The organism is Anditalea andensis, from assembly GCF_000714815.1.
GTDB classification, from domain to species: domain Bacteria; phylum Bacteroidota; class Bacteroidia; order Cytophagales; family Cyclobacteriaceae; genus Anditalea; species Anditalea andensis.
Genome location: NZ_JMIH01000023.1, coordinates 203,501 through 226,844 on the forward strand (window position 1 = coordinate 203,501; position 23,344 = coordinate 226,844).

General features: G+C 38.6%; 17 protein-coding genes and 1 tRNA gene. 14 read left to right on the forward strand and 4 right to left on the reverse strand.

Translation table 11 applies throughout. The features are described from left to right. Nucleotides 1-321: 321 nt before the first annotated feature. From lpdA to EL17_RS15535, 3 genes are all read right to left on the reverse strand, one after another. Entirely contained in the window at nucleotides 322-1,719 is a 1,398-nt protein-coding gene (lpdA, locus tag EL17_RS15525) for a dihydrolipoyl dehydrogenase (protein ID WP_035076055.1), read from the reverse strand. 533 nt (nucleotides 1,720-2,252) lie between these two features. Continuing rightward, nucleotides 2,253-3,833 carry a 2-oxoglutarate dehydrogenase complex dihydrolipoyllysine-residue succinyltransferase gene (odhB, locus tag EL17_RS15530; RefSeq protein WP_035076057.1) on the reverse strand — a complete coding sequence of 527 codons (1,581 nt, stop codon included), beginning with the start codon at nucleotides 3,831-3,833 and terminating at the stop codon, nucleotides 2,253-2,255. 111 nt (nucleotides 3,834-3,944) lie between these two features. Beyond that, the gene (locus EL17_RS15535) at nucleotides 3,945-6,740 is read right to left on the reverse strand and encodes a 2-oxoglutarate dehydrogenase E1 component (RefSeq protein ID WP_035076058.1); all 2,796 of its coding nucleotides are present in this window, start codon (nucleotides 6,738-6,740) and stop codon (nucleotides 3,945-3,947) included. A gap of 528 nt (nucleotides 6,741-7,268) precedes the next feature. Here EL17_RS15535 and EL17_RS15540 point away from each other — a divergent pair. From EL17_RS15540 to EL17_RS22705, 6 genes are all read left to right on the forward strand, one after another. Next, nucleotides 7,269-7,341, forward strand: a tRNA-Met gene (locus EL17_RS15540). 372 nt (nucleotides 7,342-7,713) lie between these two features. Next, nucleotides 7,714-8,745, forward strand: a complete 1,032-nt coding sequence (locus EL17_RS15545) for a tyrosine-type recombinase/integrase (RefSeq protein ID WP_205623562.1) — start codon at nucleotides 7,714-7,716, stop codon at nucleotides 8,743-8,745. A gap of 1 nt (nucleotide 8,746) precedes the next feature. Next, nucleotides 8,747-9,436 (forward strand): hypothetical protein, encoded by a 690-nt coding sequence (locus EL17_RS15550; protein ID WP_035076060.1) that lies wholly within the window; start codon nucleotides 8,747-8,749, stop codon nucleotides 9,434-9,436. Between the two features lie 84 nt (nucleotides 9,437-9,520). Continuing rightward, a complete protein-coding gene (locus EL17_RS15555) occupies nucleotides 9,521-9,823 on the forward strand; it encodes a hypothetical protein (RefSeq protein ID WP_035076063.1) in 303 nt (100 codons plus the stop codon). 307 nt (nucleotides 9,824-10,130) lie between these two features. Continuing rightward, on the forward strand, nucleotides 10,131-10,829 hold the full coding sequence (locus tag EL17_RS15560; RefSeq protein WP_051720027.1) for an AAA family ATPase: 699 nt from the start codon (nucleotides 10,131-10,133) through the stop codon (nucleotides 10,827-10,829). Nucleotides 10,830-10,835: 6 nt separating this feature from the next. Continuing rightward, nucleotides 10,836-11,153 carry a helix-turn-helix domain-containing protein gene (locus tag EL17_RS22705; RefSeq protein ID WP_051720028.1) on the forward strand — a complete coding sequence of 106 codons (318 nt, stop codon included), beginning with the start codon at nucleotides 10,836-10,838 and terminating at the stop codon, nucleotides 11,151-11,153. Between the two features lie 72 nt (nucleotides 11,154-11,225). Here the strand turns inward: EL17_RS22705 and EL17_RS15565 are convergent, their stop codons facing one another. Continuing rightward, nucleotides 11,226-11,405: a hypothetical protein gene (locus EL17_RS15565; protein ID WP_164675108.1), complete on the reverse strand. Its 180-nt coding sequence runs from the start codon at nucleotides 11,403-11,405 to the stop codon at nucleotides 11,226-11,228. Nucleotides 11,406-11,422: 17 nt separating this feature from the next. On the opposite strand from EL17_RS15565, the gene mobC reads away from it, so the two are divergent. From mobC to EL17_RS15605, 8 genes are all read left to right on the forward strand, one after another. Beyond that, complete coding sequence (gene mobC, locus EL17_RS15570; RefSeq protein WP_035076066.1) at nucleotides 11,423-11,767, forward strand: plasmid mobilization relaxosome protein MobC; 345 nt, start codon at nucleotides 11,423-11,425, stop codon at nucleotides 11,765-11,767. Next, nucleotides 11,757-12,926 carry a relaxase/mobilization nuclease domain-containing protein gene (locus EL17_RS22710; protein WP_051720029.1) on the forward strand — a complete coding sequence of 390 codons (1,170 nt, stop codon included), beginning with the start codon at nucleotides 11,757-11,759 and terminating at the stop codon, nucleotides 12,924-12,926. The genes mobC and EL17_RS22710 overlap by 11 nt, the downstream gene beginning before the upstream one ends. A 358-nt stretch (nucleotides 12,927-13,284) precedes the next feature. Next, nucleotides 13,285-15,576, forward strand: a complete 2,292-nt coding sequence (locus EL17_RS15580) for an nSTAND3 domain-containing NTPase (protein WP_051720030.1) — start codon at nucleotides 13,285-13,287, stop codon at nucleotides 15,574-15,576. A gap of 685 nt (nucleotides 15,577-16,261) precedes the next feature. Beyond that, the gene (locus EL17_RS15585) at nucleotides 16,262-17,071 is read left to right on the forward strand and encodes a hypothetical protein (protein WP_035076521.1); all 810 of its coding nucleotides are present in this window, start codon (nucleotides 16,262-16,264) and stop codon (nucleotides 17,069-17,071) included. Between the two features lie 333 nt (nucleotides 17,072-17,404). After that, nucleotides 17,405-17,851, forward strand: a complete 447-nt coding sequence (locus EL17_RS15590; protein ID WP_035076070.1) for a hypothetical protein — start codon at nucleotides 17,405-17,407, stop codon at nucleotides 17,849-17,851. Beyond that, entirely contained in the window at nucleotides 17,848-18,276 is a 429-nt protein-coding gene (locus EL17_RS15595; RefSeq protein WP_035076072.1) for a hypothetical protein, read from the forward strand. Before EL17_RS15590 ends, EL17_RS15595 begins: the two co-directional genes overlap by 4 nt. Before the next feature lie 612 nt (nucleotides 18,277-18,888). Next, nucleotides 18,889-21,663 carry a class I SAM-dependent DNA methyltransferase gene (locus tag EL17_RS15600; RefSeq protein WP_035076074.1) on the forward strand — a complete coding sequence of 925 codons (2,775 nt, stop codon included), beginning with the start codon at nucleotides 18,889-18,891 and terminating at the stop codon, nucleotides 21,661-21,663. Then, nucleotides 21,663-23,108, forward strand: a complete 1,446-nt coding sequence (locus tag EL17_RS15605; RefSeq protein WP_035076076.1) for an RNA-binding domain-containing protein — start codon at nucleotides 21,663-21,665, stop codon at nucleotides 23,106-23,108. Before EL17_RS15600 ends, EL17_RS15605 begins: the two co-directional genes overlap by 1 nt. Nucleotides 23,109-23,344: the final 236 nt, after the last annotated feature.

A 23,344-nucleotide genomic window follows, 5' to 3' on the forward strand; every position in this document is an offset into this window, starting at 1 on the left:
GTTTATTAAAAATTATAATAATGTATTAAATATAGGGCTTTCAATTAAAATTGGGAAGAAATATTAAAACATGATTTTTGATGTTGATAACCTAATAAGAAAATACTCGATCTAAAATAGTGGAATATGATCGAAGCAGTATATTATCATATAGAAATCCTATAAATAAGTTAGGTGATGATCTGCACATATTTATTTTAAACCTCGCCGCTACTAAAACGGGCTGGCACATACATCAAAAAAACACCACAGCATATTAAAATTTTCAGGCCTAAAACGTCTGAATCCTTCAGCATGCTGTGGTGAAATGTAAAAGCTAACTTAAATATGCAGCGCCCTGTTTTCTGTAGCTGCCAAACAGGCTTCTTTAAAAGCTTCTGTATACGTGGGGTGGGCATGTGACATACGTGCGATATCTTCTGCAGAGGCCCTGTATTCCATGGCCACGACTGCTTCTGCTATCATATCGGCTGTTCTGGGCCCGATCATGTGCACTCCCAGGATCTCGTCCGTCTCAGCATCAGCCAATACTTTCACCAACCCATCTGTATCCATAGAAGCTCTTGCCCTTCCTGATGCCATGAATGGAAACTTGCCGGTTTTGAACTTCACTCCCATTTCTTTCAACTGCTCTTCTGTATATCCCACCGCTGCTACTTCAGGCCAGGTATAGACCACTCCAGGGATCAGGTTATAATTGATATGTGGTTTCTGTCCAGCAATCTGCTCTGCTACCAATACACCCTCTTCTTCAGCTTTATGTGCCAGCATGGCGCCCCTCACCACGTCTCCGATCGCGTAAATATTGTCTGCTGTGGTCTTGAGATGGTCATCTACTTCTATCTGTCCTCTACCATCTAATTTTACACCGGCAGCTTCAGCATTAAGTCCTTCTGTATAAGGCTTTCTGCCTATCGATACCAAAACATAGTCCCCAGTGAATTCTACTGTTTCACCTTTGGCGTTTTCAGCTGTGACCAGGACTTCTTCACCTTTGTTTTCCACAGAAGTCACTTTATGTTTCAGGTAGAACTCAAAACCGATTTTTTTAAGAGACTTTTGTAGTTCTTTGCCCATGGTGCGGTCCATGGTAGGAATAAGGGCATCCATAAACTCTATCACAGATACTTTAGCACCGATTCTCGCAAATACAGAACCTAGTTCAAGCCCTATCACCCCACCGCCTATTACGATCATATGTTTAGGAATCTCCTGAAGGGCCAAAGCTTCCGTTGAGGTGATTACCCTTTTCTTATCCACATTCATAAAGGGCAGTGCTGCAGGCTTGGAACCGGTAGCTATGATAATTTTATCACCTTTTATCTCCTCAGTATTGCCATCTTCTTTGGAAATCTTAATGGTATTCTTATCCACAAAAGAACCCCATCCGTGATGGACATCTATCTTATTTTTTTTCATCAGGTACTGTATGCCCTCGACATTCTGCTTCACCACGTCAGACTTGCGGCTCATCATCTGACCAAAATTCACTGTAAGGTCTTTTAGTTCAATACCGTGTGTTTTAAATGTATGCTCAGCAGCATGGTAGTGTTCGGAAGAGTCCAATAATGCTTTGGAAGGTATACAGCCTACATTCAGACAGGTACCTCCGAGGGTAGAATATTTCTCTATGATAGCGGTTTTCATTCCCAGCTGTGCTGCTCTGATAGCGGCTACATATCCTCCAGGTCCTGATCCTATTACGATTACGTCGTACATGTTATTTCGGTTTATACCAATCTTCGTACGAAGTACAAAGTAGATTGGCGGTTATTTAAAATTTAAGCTCTGTTTTGACTTGGCTATCATGTTTTGAATATGCTCCAAATCAATCTCTATTTTTTTAAAGGCATCCGTTGTAATATTTTTCTCCTATTTGATATAAGAAGCTGTGTTTTATTCAAATGAAGAACCTAAAGCAATACTTAAAAAATGACCAAAATCCTTTTATGTATTTCTCCCTCTCCCTTCAGCTATGTGAGAAGGGATAAAGACTAATGTCCTATTAATTTTGGATAATTAAACCATATCTTTCCATTTACAGAATAGTATCAGTAAGATCATATACTCCATCAGCTAAATCAATGGTCTTTGCCCTATTTTTAATTTTTTGCACCTGTGCATATCAATAATAGTGAAAAACAAAATCCAATTTTTCACTACAGCCATTTACTGTGGATACAAAAAAAACGCAGATATATATACCAGGTACCGAGCTAGGAATAACTTGGCACCTGGTCTTTAGTACTTTCTTATACTCCCAAAAGCAATCTAGCAGGATCTTCCAGTAGCTGTTTTACCCGTACCAAGAAGCTTACGGATTCCCTTCCATCTATGATTCTATGATCATAAGAAAGGGCCAGGTACATCATCGGAAGAATGACCACTTCACCATTGACAGCCATCGGCCTCTCCACGATATTGTGCATGCCTAAAATCGCAGATTGTGGAGCATTGATGATAGGCGTAGACATCATCGAGCCAAAGATACCACCATTGGTCAGTGTAAAGGTACCACCTGTCATCTCATCAATAGACAGTTTGCCTTCTCTAGCTTTTATCGCCAAGCGAACGACTTCTTTCTCTATCTGGTCGAAGCTCATGCCCTCTGCATTTCTGATCACAGGAACTACCAGTCCTTTAGGAGAAGAAACGGCAATAGATATGTCACAGAAATCATTGAATACAATTTCATTCCCGTCTATCTGGGCATTCACCGCTGGCCATTCTTGTAAGGCGACACATACAGCTTTGGTAAAGAAAGACATGAAGCCAAGATTTACCTGATGTTTTTCTTTAAACTGGTCTTTGTACTGCTTTCTTAAGTCCATGATCGGCTTCATGTTCACCTCATTAAAAGTGGTAAGCATGGCTGTTTCATTTTTTACAGACACCAATCTTCTAGCTATCGTTCTCCTCAATGAAGACATCTTTTCTCTTTTGGTATCTCGGGAACCGGCTACTTTGGGAGCTTCCTGCGACGGTGCTACTGCTTTACTAGCTGGTTTGCTTTCTGCCGTAGGGGCTGCAGGAGCTTTTTTCTCTGCTTTTTCTGCATCTTCCTTAGTGATCCTTCCGTCTTTGCCGGTGCCTTTGATTTCATCAGCGCTGATGCCTTTCTCTGCCAAAATCTTGGCAGCCGCCGGTGATGCATGACCTGTAGCATAAGTGTCCTTGCCAGAAACAGAACCTTGAGCTGGCACGGATGCTTCTGATGGAGATCCCCCTTTATTCTCAGAAGGAGCACCCCCTTCGGTCACTTCGATTTTACAGATCAGGCCACCTATTTCTATCGTATCTCCCTCTGCCGCTACATGTCTCAATATTCCGGTAGCCTCTGCAGGAAGCTCAAATGTAGCCTTGTCTGAATCTACCTCTGCGATGATTTCATCCAACTCTACATATGAACCGTCTTCTTTAAGCCAAGTGGCCATAGTCACTTCAGTGATGGATTCGCCTACAGTAGGCACGATCATTTCTTTAACCTCTCCTGTAGCTCCTGAAGAAGGAGCATCGGTGGTGGCTGATTTTTTTAAAATGTCCTGTCCTGCTTGTGGATCTGCACCGATGCCACTATTGGAACTGGATCCTGCTGAAGGTTCCGTATCGATGGTGCAAATTACGGCCCCTATCTCTAATGTTTCCCCCTCCTGGGCATTGATAGTTAAAATCCCAGCTGCTTCGGCTGTCAGCTCAAAAGTGGCTTTATCGGATTCCAGTTCGCAGATCACTTCATCCATTTCTACTTTGTCGCCGTCTTTTTTAAACCATTCCCCGATAGTTACCTCGGTAATGGACTCTCCTACAGTGGGGACTTTTATTTCTAAGCTCATATTTTTTTATTTTACCCCCGGAACATGGTCCAAGGTTAATTTCACATTGATTATTATTGATAAAATTAAACCCGTTGTCCCATGAGGATCATCTCATGGGACATGGAGGTGTTACTGTAGCTTTAAAGCTCTGTATAATATCGATTCCTGTTCCTGATGGTGCACTTTATTATAACCTGTAGCAGGAGAAGCGCTTGATTTTCTGCAGATCACTTCCATTGGGAAGTCTCTGTACAGCGATCTCATCATATAGGTCCAATACCCCATATTTTCTGGTTCTTCCTGTACCCAGACCACTTCTGCCTCTCCGTAATGCTTCACGGCTTCTAATATCTGGTTCTTTGGAAGTGGGTGCAGCTGTTCTACCCTTACAATAGCTACATCATTTACTTTTTCCTTTTCTCTCAGTTCAGTAAGATCGTAATAAATTTTGCCAGAGCAAAGGACTACTCTTTTTACTTTTAATGTATCTGCTTCCGGATCTTGGATTACTTCCCTAAATCTGCCAGATGTAAACTCCTCTACTGGGGACATCACCTTGGGATGTCTCAGTAAGGATTTAGGCGACATCACCACACATGGTTTTCTGAATTCCCAAGCCAACTGTCTCCTAAGCATGTGAAAGAAGTTAGATGGTTCCGTGATATTGGCCACTACGATATTATATTCTGCTGCCAGCTGAAGAAACCTTTCAGGCCTTGCATTGGAGTGCTCCGGCCCCTGACCTTCATAACCGTGAGGCAGAAGCATTACCAGTCCGTTCATTTTCTGCCACTTGGATTCACCTGATGTAATGAATTGATCTATCATCACCTGTGCTCCATTGGCAAAATCCCCAAACTGAGCTTCCCATATGGTTAGAGAGTGTGGATTGGCCATCCCGTAGCCATATTCAAAACCGAGTACCGCAAATTCAGATAGCAGGGAATTATAGATAGAAAATTTACCTTTTCTGTCCTTCATCTCATGAAGGGAATTAAAAGGCTTGTTGGAGCTGGCATCATGCAATACCGCATGTCTGTGAGAGAAGGTACCCCTTTGGACATCCTGACCTGTCAACCTCACGGTCTTCCCTTCCAAAAGAAGGGATCCATAAGCCAAAAGTTCCGCTGCTGCCCAGTTAAGGGATTTGGTACTGTAGAACATTTCCTTACGCTGCTTCATCTGCGCTTCTATCTGCTTGATAGGTTTGAAGCCTTTGGGAATTACAGTAAGCGCCTCTGCTACTTTTCCTATAGTTTCTTCAGAGATAAATGTTTCAGGTGATTGTTCAAAATCCTCAGGTCTGGACCTTCTCAATGACTGCCACTCCCGCTCAAACTGTGTAAAGCTATATGGCAAAGGTTTTTCTTTTACCATATTAAGCCTGTCCTGGAGCAACTTACGGAACTCCTTATCCATCTGCTTGGCTACGGCCGCATCCACATCACCCCTTTCGAGCAATCTTTTATTGTAGATCTCACGGGGATTCGGATGTTTGGAGATAATATTATAGAGTGACGGCTGTGTGAATTTTGGTTCATCAGATTCATTATGGCCATGTCTTCTGTAGCAGACCATATCTACAAAAATGTCTCTTTTATACTTTTGACGGAATTCTATAGCCAATTTGGCTGCAAAAACCACGGCTTCTGCATCATCCCCATTTACGTGAATGACAGGAGCATCTATTATCTTCGCCACATCGGTACAATAGATGGAAGATCTGGCATCATCAAAATCGGTAGTAAATCCTACCTGATTGTTGATCACAAAGTGAATGGTACCGCCCACATGATAACCCTTTAACCCAGCCATCTGGGTAACCTCATACACTATACCCTGACCTGCTATAGCTGCATCTCCATGGATGAGTATAGGAAGGGCCTTAGTGGTGTCATTCTGGTGTTCCGAATCTATTTTGGCCCTCATAAAGCCTTCTACTACAGGGTTCACTGCCTCGAGGTGAGAGGGGTTTGGTGCCAATTTAAGGTTGACTTTCAGGTCATCAGTGACCTGGATATCACTTGAATAGCCCATATGGTATTTTACATCACCGTCTCCCATGGTAAGGTCTGGCTTGGCTGTACCTTCAAATTCGGAAAAAATCTGCTCGTAAGTCTTACCCATTATATTGGCCAAAACATTGAGCCGGCCTCTGTGGGCCATACCGATCATTACTTCTTTTACTCCCAGTGCTGCACCTTTCTGGATCACAGCATCCAAGAAAGGTATGGTACTCTCCCCTCCTTCTAGGGAAAACCTTTTTTGCCCGATATATTTAGTATGAAGAAAATTCTCAAAGACTACCGCTTCATTAAGTTTAGATAGGATCCTTTTTTTCTCTTCTGTAGGCGGGTTAAAAGTAAGGGCCTCTTTTTCTATTTTGGTTTTGAGCCAATCCAGCATTTCCGGATCCCGGATATATAGGTATTCAAAGCCCATAGATCCTTCATAGATCTTTTTAAGCGCAGCGACTATGTCTTTCAATTTTGCTTTGCCGATTCCGATTTCTTCCCCTGCCTGGAATTCAGTGTCCAGATCCGAATCACTTAGCCCTAGATCAGCTAGATCTATCAGGGCTTTACGGTCTACCCTTTCCCTGACAGGATTGGTTTTGGATCGGAGGTGTGCTCTGGAACGGTGGGCATGAATAAGGGCCCTAACCTTAATTTCCTTGGGAAGCTCCTCCATGTCCATGATGGTGCCTTTGGTGGCAAGGCTTCCGTTTTCTGCTTTGGCAGCTGGCGCAGTACCGACCACTGCCCCGCCTTCAGGATCTTCGCCGTACTTGGTAATGGCAAACTCAAAGCCATCAAAAAATGTCTTCCAGCTGGGATCGATCGATTCCGGGTCTTTTTTAAAATCGTTATATAGCTCATCAATGTAAGCTACATGGGAATTTGAAATGTATGAAAATTTGTCCATGTTGGGTTGATTTCTTCGAAAAACAAATATAGAGAGATAAGATTTATTATGAAAACCGTATATTCGTATATACAAATATTGTTGATAACCAGTTATCTTGTTATTTTGTTTCAGAATTATATTTGGATAATAGAAACATTATTTACTAATTATTTACGGCATATGGCTTATAAAAAAATAGGTTTGGTAAGACCTCCCAAATAAATTCGAAAACGATATAAAATTTTGGATGACCAAATAGGTTTCCTCAAAGCCTAGAAGTGAATGAGCCGATAATATTAATGTCAATTTAAACTACCCAAAAAAATAAATCATTTTTTTTCATGAACAAAGCACACTGATATTCAGAAGAGTATTAAAAATTGAAGATAATGCTTTAGAATGATGAAGAAAATTTAATTCATGAAGTATTGACTTGTCAAATAATCCTATTACATTTGTATCACCATTAGGAAAACGGAATAAAAAAAGATTTATTTCATCCTTTAATGAACTTAAAAGCGACAAAATTAATTTATAAAAATATATCGCGGGATGGAGCAGTTGGTAGCTCGTCGGGCTCATAACCCGAAGGTCACAGGTTCGAGTCCTGTTCCCGCTACTTTTAGACTCCGGACAATGTAAGAATTGTTCGGAGTCTTTTGTTTTTCAGGGGTTTAGCGAAATTTCGATTCTGATTGATTCTGTTAAATTCGAGATATTTTGTCCGCCTTTTTGTCCCCCCTATTTTTTTTGATTATCTTGGGTCATGATTGATTTCAAGATCAAAGCCGTTTTGAACCCAAAAGGGAAAACATCCCAGGAAGGAGAATCGGTTTATCTATGTATCAACCGAAGGACAAGGCAGTATGTCAACCTCCATCTCGAAAAAATTCCTAAGAAAGCCTGGTCCGGTAAACCTCTGAAATGGGTTAACAGTCATTATCCTTACGCTACCTCCCATAATTTGGTGATTGCAAAAGAGATTCACCACTTGAAAGAGATCATTCAGGATTATTACAAAAGAAACGAGATTCTGACCTCAGAGAAACTCAAGAAGATTTATCAAGTAAAGCACCAGGGTAAAAGAATTAAAGGAGTTAATGGGAAAATAGCTCCGGGAGCGAGTGACACTATTGTATCATACATCGATTATTCATTAGCTTATGGCCCAGTTTCAAAAAAAGCCAGCGGTACGAAAAAGGTCTATGTTACTCTAAAAAATCTTATCGATAAATATCAGGGCCATTCCCTAATGGCAGATATCGATGAGGGTTTAATTTTAGGGTTTGTGGAGTTTATGAGGAGCGATGCAACTGAAATTAAATCGGATACAACTGTAGCCAAGTATGTAGACCGCTTGAAGGTAATCTACCGTGAATACTGTGATCAGTACGGAATTCCATTTAAAAAGCGGATTTTTGACGGGCTTGATGTGGATTCAAGTAAAAAGCCTGATAAAATCATCTACGTCAATGATAAGCAATATGAATCGTTATTGAAATTAAAATTTCCCAAGGAAGAAAGGCGGCTTGAAATCACCCGTGATATTTTTGTATTACTTTGCAACACCGCACTTTATTATAATGACCTTATTGCCATAGAATCAGCCTCCGGATTCGATCCAAACTTAATCAAAGTTGATCCAGAATACATGGTATTGCAGGGTGAAAGAAAAAAGAATGGCGAGGAATTTTGGATTCCATTAAATGATACCTCCAAAAAAATCATAAAAAAGTATTCTTCAAATGATGGCGAAACTATTTTTCCCCGTGCGGTAGCCATTTCTGAACAGAAATTTAACCAACATTTGAAGGTGCTAGCACAAAAGATAAATTTCACGGACGTCCTTTCTAATAAGGTCGGTCGAAAGACTTTTGGTACTTGGGCGGACAGATTGGGAATGGAGGATAAAGATATCAGGATGATATTTGGACATTCACCTGGCTCGGTTCTAAAAAAATACTACACGGAAAGAAAGATGTTAGAGACCTATAAAAAAATATTAAGTTTTATCCAACGGTAAGATGGAAAAGAAATCTAAACTTGCTATTAAGCATTATTACGGAAAAGAGCTTGAGAAAATTGGTAAGTCTCCCACTGGTTTTCCTTTGTACGTCATGGTAAGATATAAGAATATCAAAACTAAATATGCTTCGAGGCTTGGGATTAGATATGCAAGTGAAGTAGTGGGTAATGAAGAAAATTTAAGGCATTATCCAGATCAAGCTAATCTGGTTATTAAGGAGGAGGTTAAGCATATTGAAATGGTACGTGAATATTTGGAAGACTATCTCGAAATAGAGTTTAAGCCATCGATTCTTGTTAATAACCTATTGGAACATATATACTTAGAGAAGGTAGTTGGTTTTTTTGATGCGAAACCAAAACAATATTCTTACTCAATTGAAACTGTTTTGAGGGAGAGATCTTCTGATTTGGTAGACCTTTACAGGGTCTCGGGCCCCATGCGTTTTATGAGTGGAGTTTTACATCTAGATAAATCGCTTTTTGAAAATCTGATGGACATCTCCGACACTAGGGTGTATTATAATTATTATCAACTGTTTAAATCAGTAAGTTCAGTCGAACTGAATAGACTTCAATTCAGATTAGAAAAGATCCAAGGTGATGACCAACTTAAAGAATTCAAAATTTGGATGGACAAAAAGTTTGATGAAGAAGTAAAGGGAGCTTTGTTATCTGTTTCCAGTTAAATAAAATACAGTAAATATTTTTCGGTCACTTGTGACCGATTTAATTATTTTTTCTATATTTGAGTAAATCGAACTCAAATCACGATGAATCAAGACTCTTTTATTCCATTGTCGGCCGTTAGCCAGAAGTGGCTGGAAGAAAAATTCAGAAATCTCGAAGAAAAGATATCCAGTATTGAACCAGCTCGTAAATCAATTAAAGATGAGTGGCTTACTCTCCAGGAGTTTATGGAAGCCACAGGGGTTAAATCCCATTATTCCATTTCAAAGATGGTATCCATCTCAGAAGAGAGGGGAGAAAAATTTCGATCGAAATTTTTGGGGAAAAGACGCTATATCCATCGAAGTGAGGTAGAAAAATATTTTTCGGGTGAGTTTGAGAAATAAAAGGAGAAGGCCAACGCCTTAGCATTTCCAATATATTTCTTCGAGCATACCCGATTATGTTCTTGATCTTCTTTCTATCAAAGCCATTACCCAAAAAGGAAAAGTACTTGCGTCAACTTCAACTCGTTAACCGGGTTTTAGCCTTTCTTTCTTTTCTCAACAGCATTTCTAGATGTATTTAGTAATGTCCAGCTTCAGTTCATTTAGGAAGTCGAATAATAACACTGACTGTATCGCCTGTCATTTTAAGGTATTTATTCCAAAATGATTTCTGAAAAGAAAACCTATTTCCTTAAATCAAAGAAATATGTCTGCAAATAACCTTAGTAAAAGCGCATCAGAAAATTCTCCCATAGAGGATTTCTTGATAATAAAATCCGCCAATGAGTGGATTGAAGAAGCGAAGAAAAAACCCATTCCAAAAAAAATCTTTGGGCCATTCTGGTATCAAGAGGAGCTTTGTATTCTTTTCGCAGATACCAATCAAGGGAAATCCCTTTTGGCTGTCCAAATTATTGATAGCATTACCAAAGGATCGCCAACACTCGGTTTGGAAATGGAGTTGAAACCTTCTAAGGTTATTTTCTTTGATTTGGAGCTTACTTCCAAGCAATTTGAGATGCGGTATGCCCAACACGATCGACAAAATGATCGTTTATTTGATCATTTTAAATTTAGCGATCTCTTCTTCCGTGCTGAAATCAATCCTTATGGATATTGTGAGTCTATTGAAGAGTACGAAGCTTTTCTAGTAAATGAGATAGAAAATCAAACTTTAAAATCAGACACTAAAATTATCGTAATCGATAACCTGTCCTGTCTCATTTCCGACAATGAGAAAGCGAAGCACACAACACCATTTTTGATTAGGCTTAATAATCTCAAAAAAATGTATGGTTGGTCGATACTTCTAATTGCGCATACTCCAAAAAGGAACCTTTTTGGGCCTATCAGCCGGAATGATATTCAAGGTAGTAAAAGCTTTATCAATTTGATAGACTCCTGATTTGCTGTGGGGGAAAGCCAGAAAGATCCAGCCATCAAATACCTAAAGCAGATCAAAGTCAGGTATGGAGCATTCCAATATCCTTCGGAAAATGTCATGGTATGTAAAATAGGAAAGGATTCTAATTTCAGCTCTTTCCAGTTTATGGAATTTGGGCGGGAGTCAGATCACCTTAAGCAACTAAATCCATCCGATAAATCTGAAATCAAAGAGAAAGCATTTGAACTCAAAAAGGATGGCTACTCAAACGTGAAAATTGCGGAAGAGCTTGGGGTTTCAGAAGGGGCAGTAAGGAAATGGTTGAAGCAGATTGAGAATGGGTGACGGCACAACTCGTACACCTCGTACGGCTCGTACTTTTCATACATTACGAAGCGTACGATCCGTACGAACACTTTATTCAATGGGATCTGTACCGATAAAATATGTTGGCTTTCTCCAGGTGAAGCCTTCAACATCAAAAAAGAGATAGGATCCAAGAGTGTGCAGCATAGGAAGGTTTTCTTTTGGGGAGCAAGCCATGTTTTGGTCAGACCAAAACGCTTGCACTGTCCAAAAACCGGTTACTAAATTCACTTTGTTCATTTATAAAAATGGCCAGACCACCAAAAGAAAAAAAGGAGAAACGTTCCTTCCGGTATACTTTCCGGATGAATGAAGATGAGCTGCAATTCTTGGAGAAGCTGTCCGACTATTCCGATCTTCCGACAGCGGAAGTGATCCGTGCATCGGTTTTTAAGAACAGGCTGCCCAAAGCCAAGGTGCCTATCTTGGACAAGCAGACATATCTTGAGCTGAAACGGATCGGCAACAATATCAATCAAATTGCCAGGCATTACAATTCACATATTGAGGTTCCCGATGAAAGGCTTAATGTATTCAATTCCCTTTCGGATAAACTGGATGCCGTGTTAAAAGTTTTGGTAAATGATCGCTAAACAATCCATAGGATCTTCTTTTATGGGGGCGCTAACTTACAACCTGAGAAAGATGCAAAGCTCCAACACGGCGGAAAGAGCGGAGCTATTGGGTACAAATTTTATCAGCCTGGAAAAGCCTGTCATCAAAAAAGAGATGGATTTGATAGTTTCTCTCAACCCCGCCCTCAAACGTAACACCTACCATACTAGCCTGAACTTTGCTACGGGAGAAAAAGTATCCAATGAAAAGATGCTTGCCATTGCCGAGGAATATATGGAGCGGATGGGATTTGACAATAATCCCTATTTTATTTTCCGGCATCATGATACTTCCCATCCCCATTGCCATATTCTAGCTTTAAGGACGAGATTTGACGGAACCACTGTCTCTGACAGTAACAATTATAAAAGAAGCGAAAAGATCATCCGGGAGCTGGAAACGCAATATGGCCTGGAACAGGTAATAAACAGTGACCAGTCCTCCCTCCGTGCACCGGATAAGGATGAACTGGAAATGATACAGCGAACAGGCAAAGCTTCCCAGAAGATGATCCTGCAGGAAAGAGTCAGCGCAGCTTTATCGAACTCAAAAAACCTTAAGGCATTTATTTTAAACTTAGAAAAAGCAGATGTCCATGTGCTCTTTAACCAGGCCAGTACTGGGAGGGTTTCGGGGATTTCATTTTTTATGGGAGATTTTAAAGCCAAGGGGCAGGCACTCGGAAACCAGTTCAAATGGGCAAATATCATCAACGCATTGGATTATGAACAAACTAGAGACCGCCAGGAAATTAGCCAGGCAAACAGCCGAACAAGGGCAAGATATGGAGAAGGGAGTGCGGATAAATACGGAGCCAATCGACCAGCTGGCCGGAGTGCTGAAAATCATACTGGACAACCAGCAAGCTCTGAGCAAGAAGCAAAATTTGCTGGGAGAGGGCCTGAGCAAGAAGCTCGCTCCACTGGACAGTTTGGAGAAGTGGATGAGGGACATAGAAAATACCCACATGAACTTGGTGAAACAGCAGCAGAAAACGAGGAGGCTGTTGATGGCCATCTTCTTCACGGGGATCGTTCCGCTCCTGGCGTTCCTCACAGTTTTGGTGATAAAGATCTTTATCTTGAAATAGTACCTGAAGAGAATAATGATCGAAAGAGGCGGAGAAGAAAAAGGTGAAGATAAGGATTTAACTGTCTGAATTTCCAGAAAGTATTGCCAAAGACCAGGAATTAGTGGGCGATAACAGCCATGAAAATCGGCGTTTAAAGTGCTGAATAAACAGATGGCTGTATATCCAGAAACATAGGAACACCATGCCTTGCGAAAAAATATTTTGCAAGGTTATACAGAATAAAAAGGAAGCAGTATCTTGTGGAAAAAAATAAACCCCACGTTTATGGCGCATGTCGTCCAATAATAAGTAGGGAATCCTTACAATGTGGGGGGATAAAAATGCTAGCAACGATTTTGCTAAAAACCGTTTCGAAATTAACAGTTTATAATTCCTTCAATTTAAAAAAAACTAACGCTAGAAATGGAATATGACTTTTCAAAATTAAATGATCGGGAATTTGAAGTTTTAGCTGCTTCTGTAATTGAGAAAGAACAAAAAAATAAGGTAGAGATTTTTAAGTCCGGACGAGATGGTGGTGTTGACGGTAGATTTTGGGTTGGTGAAAAAAAGGAAGGAATTATACAGTGTAAACATTATCTAGAAACTACGTACCCTAAATTAATCTCAAAATTAAAAACCGAGGAGTTAGTTAAAGTAAAAAAACTAAATCCCAGTAAATATATTTTTGTAACTTCAAAAAAGCTTTCTAGAATAAATAAATTAGAAATCAAAGATATTTTTCATCCCTACATTCATACAGAAGAAGATATTTGGGGACTAGAAGATTTAAATACTTTTTTGTCTAGGAAAGAAAATCAAGATATCGTAGAACGGAATTACAAACTATGGATTACTAGTACGAGTGTTTTAGATATTATCTATAGCAATGCCATAAAAGGTAGAAGTAAAGTTACAATAAGAGAAATTGAAGAAAGGTCCTATAGATATGTAATAACCGAAAATCATATTAAAGGATTAAGAATACTAGAAGAAAATAATGTAATAATCCTGACTGGTGAGCCAGGAATCGGAAAAACTACGCTTGCTGATAATTTGGCAATACACTATATAGCAAAAGGTTATGAATTCTGCGATATAGAAGAAAATATTAGCGAAGCGGAAAGCTTATTTCGTGAAAATGAACAAAAGAAAATTATCTTTTATTGTGACGATTTTTTAGGTAGCAATATGTATGACGCTATTAACAATAAAAAAGATTCTCATATTGTCAAATTCATAAATAGAATTAGAAAAGATAAAAGCAAGAAATTTATACTTACATCAAGGACGAATATCTTAAATAAAGCATACAGCTTAAGTCACATTTTTCAAAATTTTAAGATTCGTGATAATGAATTTTTATTAACAATTGGAAATTTGACTAATATAGATAAAGCAAAAATTCTTTACAATCACATATATCATTCAAATTTACCAGAACAATTTATCGATGTTATATACAAAGATAAAAGATATAAAGAAATTATAAAACATCGAAATTTTAACCCCAGAATAATAGAATTTATAACTGATTCTTCTGTTTTTGGCAATTTAAAACCCGAAAGCTATTGGGAATATATTATCAAAAGTCTAAATGAACCTGAGGTTATTTGGGCAACTTATTTTCAGAACCAAACTGACGACTGTGTTAGAGCTCTTACATTTTTAACTGTTTATAATAACGGAAAAATATCTGAGGATAATTTAAGGAAATCTTACAATAGCTTTCTAAGTATTCACCCAGTAAATTTGGGTGATCATTCTGATAAAACTTTTGAAGCTGTAAGAAAATTAGCAACTAAATCACTATTAAATAGAAATTTAATTGAGGACAATAAATACGAATATGTTTTATTCAACCCATCCATTGCAGATTTTGTTCTAAGTTCATACTCTAATGAAATTGATTTGATTTGTAATCTTATAAAGTCATTAGAGACCGAAGCTTCCATAGATTTTTTGCACGCACTATTTAGGTCGAATAAAATTAATAGTAGGTTTCTAAATATGATTTTAGAAGATTTATTTGGTTATTTCTATGAACATAAATTGAGTGAGGAAGATTGGGATTTTTTAATTGCTTTAAGTTACTTAGATTTTTTTAATGAAAATATAAATAAACGGGTAGAGATTTTTTTAAAAGCATTAATAAATGCTGATAGACCGAGCGGTCATAGAATATGGGAATTATTAATGATATTATCAGAGTTTGAACCAGAAATTAAGTATAAAGATTTTAAGTTCTTATATTATTTTATATTTAACATAGATGATGACAACACGTTAAAAAAGCTATTAGATTTTGTAGATGAACACAATATTGCCGATGAAGATATTTTAATTCAAATTGATGATTTACTTGAAAAATATTTAAGAAGCTTTGTTGATAATAATGATTTAAGTATAGATTTCGCTAAATATATTAGTCAATCTTACTATCACGAAGGTTATCCTGAAATAGATGTTGACATACATGGAATTGAGAATGAAATCCGTGATAATCTTGACTCCTTTTTAGATGGCTTCAATATAAATGTGTTAGATAGAATTTGTTTTGATACATCTAACATAGTTTCAAGCATTGATGTGGATTCTATGGTTACACGATATTTGGAAAATTATGAGCCTGATTATGATAGAGACGCTCATGGAAGTTATTTTTCGGGTAGCTCGGGGGAAGATGATATCGATGCTATATTTGAACGTTCGTAGTTTAAAATAAACCTTCGCAAACATCACGTTGAGGCTATTTCGCTATCTTAACACTTTCGTAGCTGCCATAATCTAGGAAGTCGTACACAAAAGAACACTTCCCTTCCGGTAGCCTTTAATTGCTTCTGCAATCTTATTTGGAGGTCTTTCCCTCGTTATCATTTCGTCCCATTTTTAGCAAATATTTGGGACAAGGACTGCCTTTTAAAAAACTTAGTTTTTTAAATTTACCGTGGCACCTGAATCCGTCAACGTGCGACCCCACGATCCAAAGGCTAGTCGATTCCATGCGTCGTCATCGACACCTTGGCACAAAAGCAGTTAAAAGTACAGACGTTGAAAGATGGAATCCGCATTCTAAGCCTGGCTATTGAAGAAAAAAGAGGAAACGCACGATTGGGGCGGATAAATCAATTGCGAAGGGCCTGAATTAACCTGAGAATTACAACCATGAAAAATTGGATTCCAAAGGTCTCGGTAAACAGGAGGCTGTGTATCCCCATATCTAGGTACACATATACCTAAATAAAAAATAATTTCACTATGGGAAACGAATAACAAGGAAATTGTATCTTGGGGAAAAATAAATCTTTGCTTTTTAGAGCAATGCAACCAGTCATAGGAGATTAGCGCTATAAAGTGGGGAGGTCGAATGTTTTTCGCTCGTGCTAAAAATCACATACAAATGAACTTAGACGATCTGCCAAAGCACAACCTTGAAAAAGAATATTTAGAACATCCTGTTTTCGAACAGTTGAAAGAACTTATAGATTTTTATGAGGCTCTTTCAGATACAACAATGGGGTTCATAAGCCAAGGAACCAAAGCAATTTTCAATCTCGATACGTATGTTTTCACTTCTATTAGTGGAACATTAGAATCAATTAAAAATATCCTACACAGTGGTAGATTAAATGATTCTTACGCACTTTTGAGAAAATATTACGATTCAACAATCATTAACATCTACACAAATCTTTACTTGAACGACCATTTTTCAATTGACAATTTCATTGTTAAACATATTGAGAACTGGCGAAGTGGTAACGAAACGATTCCTGAATTTCGAGTTATTTCGAGGTATATTAAAAATTCCGATAAACTAAAACCAATAACGGATTTATTACAAAAAGACGAGCTGTACAAGGTAATTAGAGAAAGATGTAATGACCATACTCACTATAACTTCTATCATAACTTGCTTCTTAATGATAATCAAATTCGACTTAAGGGCAGAGTAAAAGCTATTAATCATTTTCAAAGTGATTTAATTGCAATTTTTGTCCAGCATTTCTCTTACCTATTTTATTTAAATGACCAATATATGAGGTCATCTGATTATGTAGATTATCTTGATATGGGAATGACGCCAGAAGAAGATTCGCAATACTGGGTTGCTTCATTTATACAAAAAGCTTTTGATAATTTTCTCAAAGTTTATAGACCTGACATTGCAGATGAGTTAAAAGCAAAAACATCAATGTGGCTCAAATAGCCAATATTGTGAAGCAGTAACCGCTAACTAAAGTTTAGCGTAATGGCGGATTAGGGCAAATTTTTGAGTTTTAGCATTCTATTTCACAAAAGACAATTTCACTTACCCCGGATGCCAATGGAAGGCAGGAAACACCGAACTTGCAAAACCTCCGAAAGCTGCCCGCGGGCAAGGTCTATACCCAGAAAAGTACAAAAAGCCTTCAAAACCATAAGTCCATTCGATGATTTATAGGGAAGAAACTATGTTAAGACAATTGTATCCGGAATATTTGCTTAGTTTTATCACGTTGATAAATGAGTTGGCACCAAGCTAAAAGAACACTTACATAAAATGGAAGAACAAAGAGAAATTCAGAGACAGTTTAGACAACAACAGGAGAAATTTGTCTACAATTTAATTGCTCTTTCTGTGACAGCTATTGGATTTTCTATTTATAAGACAACGGGGCAGCCCTTGAAATGGATTCAATTGCCCTTAGGAACTGCAATTTTATGTTGGGGCTTGAGTATATTCTGCGGATTAAGCCTTTTAAAGTATGTTATAAGCACGTTATATGCGAATAATACATATTTTGACATTATACAAGGCAGGAATTCAGAAATAGGAAATCATCCACAAAAAATTGAAGCCGCCACATCAGGAGTAAAACAAGCAATGGATATAAATTCGAACAGAGCAAGCTCATATTCAAAATGGCAAGAAAGGTTGTTTTACCTCGGCATTGTTTTATTTCTTGTTTGGCACATAACCGAAATGTATCAAGTAATACCCCATTGAAGAAGAAAATTAAATATGGACTGATTACTATTTCAATTTTGATAATTGGCTTGTTTGTCGCTTATGGAATTTTCATAAGCAACTTTGACTTATTCGGAGAACCTGAAAAAGTAATCTTTAAAACAAACTGCGACTATGAAGGACGTAGACAGTCGACAATTTTCGAATATGGCGGAAATGCAGTGACTAATCCTGCAATAATAGTTTCAATCGACTTGGGTTGCTCTGACAATCCCGACGACTCAAAAAAGAAAACAGTGTTCTCCGCTGAACAGACAAGTGGCATGATGGTGGAGACAGAATGGAAATCGTTTGACACGTTAACGATTATCTATTCGGACAGACTTGAACCGATAACACAACTTGAAAAAGTAATTTACTCGGATTCAACCTTAAACCTGACCATTGAATATGAAAAAAAGTAAAAAAACCCAGCTGCCAATCGAGCCCGACCTGAGCTAAATAGATCAGGTTGAGGCTCTCACGCCACATATCGAACGGTTCTCACAATTGACGGTTTAATGGATTATAGGTTATGTTTTGAGGTAATAGGAAAGCCCCATATCCTTTTCTTCTTATGCTAAAAAACGTGAAAGTTGTAATCAGACTATCAGCTATGGCGCCTCCCCCTTTTCTCCTTTTGTGTTTTCCACCTTAAAAGCTGGCCCGTCGATGGTCTAAAGTGGTAATTTCCTATGGCTCGGACCTATGTGTAGCCTTGGTCTTGATCCAATCCCAATCTGATCAGGTTTTTTACACTTTCGCTCAGACCCTGCCCGCTGAAAATTCCAGAAACTAAGTTCCTTTGAAGATCACCAAAAAGAAGACTATTTTGATTGTTCCAGAAGGGATCTTACACAGTAAAGAATGATGCATTGCTGTTTTAGTTAAAAAAACACAATTTTTAATGTAAATTTATCGCAGCCTTCCGTGGGTAACAATTTTAATGATCAACATGTCAGGCTAAATGCCTGGTATACTTTGGCGCAGAACAGTGGTATACTTTTGTCGGAATATTCAGTAAAATTAAATAGTCAATGAACATTACCCAGATCGAATCCAATCTTCAAAATCTGATAAAGTCCTTTTCCAGAGAAACTTTTATTTATGAATTTCTTTTAGCGTATGGTCTGCCAAAAGCCTCTATTACTCGATTGCAGAAAGGAAACCTCAATCTATCGAAAAAAGATGGGCAGATATCATGGAAAAAGAAGCTGTTATTTCAAGAAGAGTACACAGCTGATTTGCATGTTACTATATCCGAGATGGTCAAGTCTATCAAACATGATCAGCGGTTTGTTATTGTGACTGATTATAAGCTCTTTCTAGCTGCAGACACCAAAACAGGTGAGAAGCTTGATATTGAACTTCAGGAATTGCCAAAGCATTTCGATTTCTTTTTGCCTTGGGCAGGGATGGAAAAGGCACAGCACCGCAATGAAAACCCTGCGGATGTCAAAGCTGCGGAGCGGATGGCCAAGCTGTTTGACGAAATTAAAAAAGACAATCCCGTAAAATCGGAAGCGGAATCCCATGCGCTAAATGTGTTTTTGACTCGACTGCTTTTTTGTTTCTTTGCCGAGGATACGCATATATTTCTGGATGGACAGTTCACCAATGCAATCAGTTCACATACCGCTGCGGATGGGAGCGACCTGAACACCTATCTGGAAAAACTTTTCGATATACTCGATACGGCAGGAAAGAACAGAACCAATTTACCAGCCTATCTAGATGCATTTCCCTATGTAAATGGTGGGCTGTTCCGACACCGACATGCTGTACCCCTATTCAGCAGGAAATCCCGACAATTGACCATCGATGCGGGGGAGTTAAATTGGAAGGATATCAACCCTGATATTTTCGGCTCGATGTTCCAAGGAGTAATTGATCCTGAGAAAAGAGGAAGCTTGGGTGCACATTATACTTCGGTGCCTAATATTATGAAGGTGATTGAGCCGCTTTTTTTGGATGAACTAAAAGAGGAATTTGAAAAGGCCAAGGGCAATCCAAAAAAACTGCAAGAACTACTGGCGAGACTGGGTAAAATAAAAATCTTCGATCCGGCCTGTGGAAGCGGCAACTTCCTGATCATTGCATACAAGGAATTGAGAAGGCTGGAAATGGAAATCATCCGGCACCTTCAGGAACTTCAAAAGATTGCATCCGGATTTAATAGCAAATCCGAGCAGCTTTCCTTTATTCCAAAGGCTCAGCTTAGTCTTGCAGCCTCTTTTCAAGTGGAGTTATTTTCCAGGATTCAGCTAAGCCAGTTTTTTGGGATAGAGATTGATGATTTCGCACATGAAATTGCACAGCTATCGCTCTGGCTTGCAGAGCACCAGATGAACCTAGAATTTCGACGGGAGTTTGGCAAGTCCAGTCCAACGTTACCCCTTAAAGAAGCGGGGAAAATCGTCTGTGGGAATGCATGCCGATTGGTTTGGGAGGACGTATGTCCGAAGAAGGAGGCGGATGAAATTTATATTTTGGGGAATCCACCTTATTTGGGGTCTAGTATGCAGAATAAAGAGCAAAAGGACGACTTGAGGGTGGTTTTTTCTAAATTCAAAAATTATAAAAATTTAGATTACATCGCCTGTTGGATTAAAAAAGGATCTGATTATATCAAAGGATTTACTAGCGAATTTGCCTTTGTGTCAACCAACTCTATTTGTCAGGGAGAACAGGTAGCTTTGCTATGGCCCTATGTTTTCGAAAATGATCAGCAAATTGGTTTTGCACACACCTCCTTTAATTGGTCAAACAGTGCGAAGTCCAAAGCAAATGTAATAGTAATAATTGTGGGAGTAAGCAACATTGGTGTTAACAAAAAGAAAAAATTATTTACCAATGGGATTAATCGAACGATTAACAATATAAGCCCTTATTTAGTCGAGGGGGCAAATATTACAGTAAATAGAAGAGGAATTCCAATTTCTAGAATACCCAAAATGCTAAGAGGTGAATCACCAGCCGATGGAGGAAATCTAGTACTATCAGAAAACGAAAAAGATGAGCTAATTCAGTCTAATCCAAATGCGAAAAAATATATTCGTAGATATATTGGAGCAAAAGAATTTATCAGAGGGGAAACAAGATGGTGTCTTTGGTTTGATGAATCCGACTGGGATACAGCTTCAGCAATCCCTCAAATTAAGCAGAGGTTTGAAAAAGTAAGTAAATTCAGAAAAGAAAGCACTACTTCATCGACTAAAATTCTTGCGGATAAGCCATTTATGTTTAAGCAAAGCCAGCACAAAGAGGAAGATATGCTTGTTGTTCCTAGGAATTCGTCAATCCGGAGAAAATATATTCCTTGCGGTTTTTTGTCTAAAGGGATTATCATTTCTGATAATGCCCAGGCAGTTTACAATGCTGAAAGTTATTTATTTGGAGTAATTTCCTCTAATATTCATACAATATGGGTTAGAGCAACTGCTGGTAGACTCAAATTGGATTTTCGTTATTCTTCAGCTTTATCCTATCACACCTTCCCCTTCCCCCCCATTTCCGATCAACGAAAACAAGAAATTACCCAATGTGTATTCCGTATTCTGGAAGAACGGGAACGACACTCTGAAAAGACACTGGCGCAATTGTATGATCCCGATAAAATGCCAGCAGGGCTGCGTGAAGCTCATCGGCAGAATGATCTAGCCATCGAGCGATGCTACCGAAGCCGGCCTTTTGAGTCGGATGAAGAGCGGTTGGAATACCTATTCAAGCTCTATGAAAAAATGATCGAGGAAGAAAAGGTGAAAAATAGCCTTTTTGAAAAAGAGAAAAAGGGAAGGAAAGTGAACAACTGATGACAGACACTCAACTTAAAGATACGTTAAATGATTTAGTGAAGCTCCCAAGCGAAAGCGAATGGGTAGAGTTTAAGCTTAACTTTCATTCTCCTGAAGAAATTGGAGAACGAATATCAGCTTTGTCAAATGGAGCTTGCATTCATAATCAACCTTATGGCTATTTAGTCTTTGGCGTAGAAGATAGTACGCACATCATCAAGGGAACAACCTTCAAGGCTAAAAGCCATAAAAAGAAAAATGAGGATCTGGAGCATTGGCTTGCAACACGGCTCAATCCACGGATTGACTTTCAAGTATATGAGTTTGATTACAATGCTACACGTCATATATCTATATATATAATTCCTGCGGCTAATGCGCAGCCTGTCGAGTTTCTTCATCAAGCATATATCCGCATCAATACCATTACACGTAAGCTCAATGATTTTCCAGAAAAACAGGCTAAAATCTGGAAAAAGGACAACAAGCCTTTTGAAAAGGAGATTGCCATGGATAATCTCAGTATCTCGGATATCACTCATTATTTAAGTGCGGAGACTTATTTCGACCTGATGAAGCTGCCCTACCCTTCCAGTGTAGAAGGAGTAATTGCCAAATTTTTGGAGGAAGGGTTGATCGTGAAGGATAGGAATTATGCCATTACAAAATTGGGAGCCGTACTGTTCGCTAAACAATTACGGAATTTTGAAAGTACGGAACGGAAGGCAGTCAGGGCAATCGTTTACAAGGGCAAAAACAAGGTGGAAACCGAGCGGGAGCAGATGGGGGTAAAAGGATATGCTCTTGGCTTTGAAGGACTGGTAGACTGGGTAAACAGCCAACTTCCAGCGAATGAAGAAATAGGGAAGGCTATCCGTACAGATACCAGAATGTACCCGGAAATAGCCATTCGTGAGTTAGTTGCCAATGCACTTATACATCAGGATTTCTCTGTTAAAGGATTTCCTATGGTTGAAGTATTTAGTGATCGAATAGAAATATCAAATCCGGGAACACCATTGGTCACGCCGGAACGATTCATCGATGCCTATATTTCCCGGAATGAAAAGTTAGCTGATTTGATGCGTAGAATGGGATTTTGCGAAGAAAAGGGCAGCGGCTTGGATAAAGTAATATTTTACAACGAGCTATACCAGTTACCTCCTATAAATGTTGTAGTCTCCGAGAACAGAACTAAAGTAAGCATGTACCATTATAAGGTACTGAATAACCTAGATAAAAATGAAAAAATCAGGGCTTGTTACCAACATGCTTGTCTTAAATATGTCTCAAATGAAAAAATGACCAATCAAAGCCTTAGGGATCGGTTTAAAATTGAAGGACAAAATGCAGCAACTGCTTCAAGAATAATAAAAGAATCATTAATAGAGGGTGTTATCAAAGAAGAAGATCCAGAAAATAAATCCAGAAAGTATGCCAGCTATATTCCTTTTTGGGCTTAGATCTTAAAATCTCAGACGGTGTAAAATCTTATTTGACGGTCATTTGACAGGGATCTCACTTTTAAACATAACTACCTGATATTCAGCTGTTTTTTATTTGACAGTCAATTGACAGTTATTTGACAGGGATCCCAATTACCTATCTAAAAGTCAAATGAATTTTATTTGATGATTTCTTGATGGAGAGGGAAAAGTGGGCGAACGGGCTGGCTAAAAAAAAAATAAACAGAAAACAA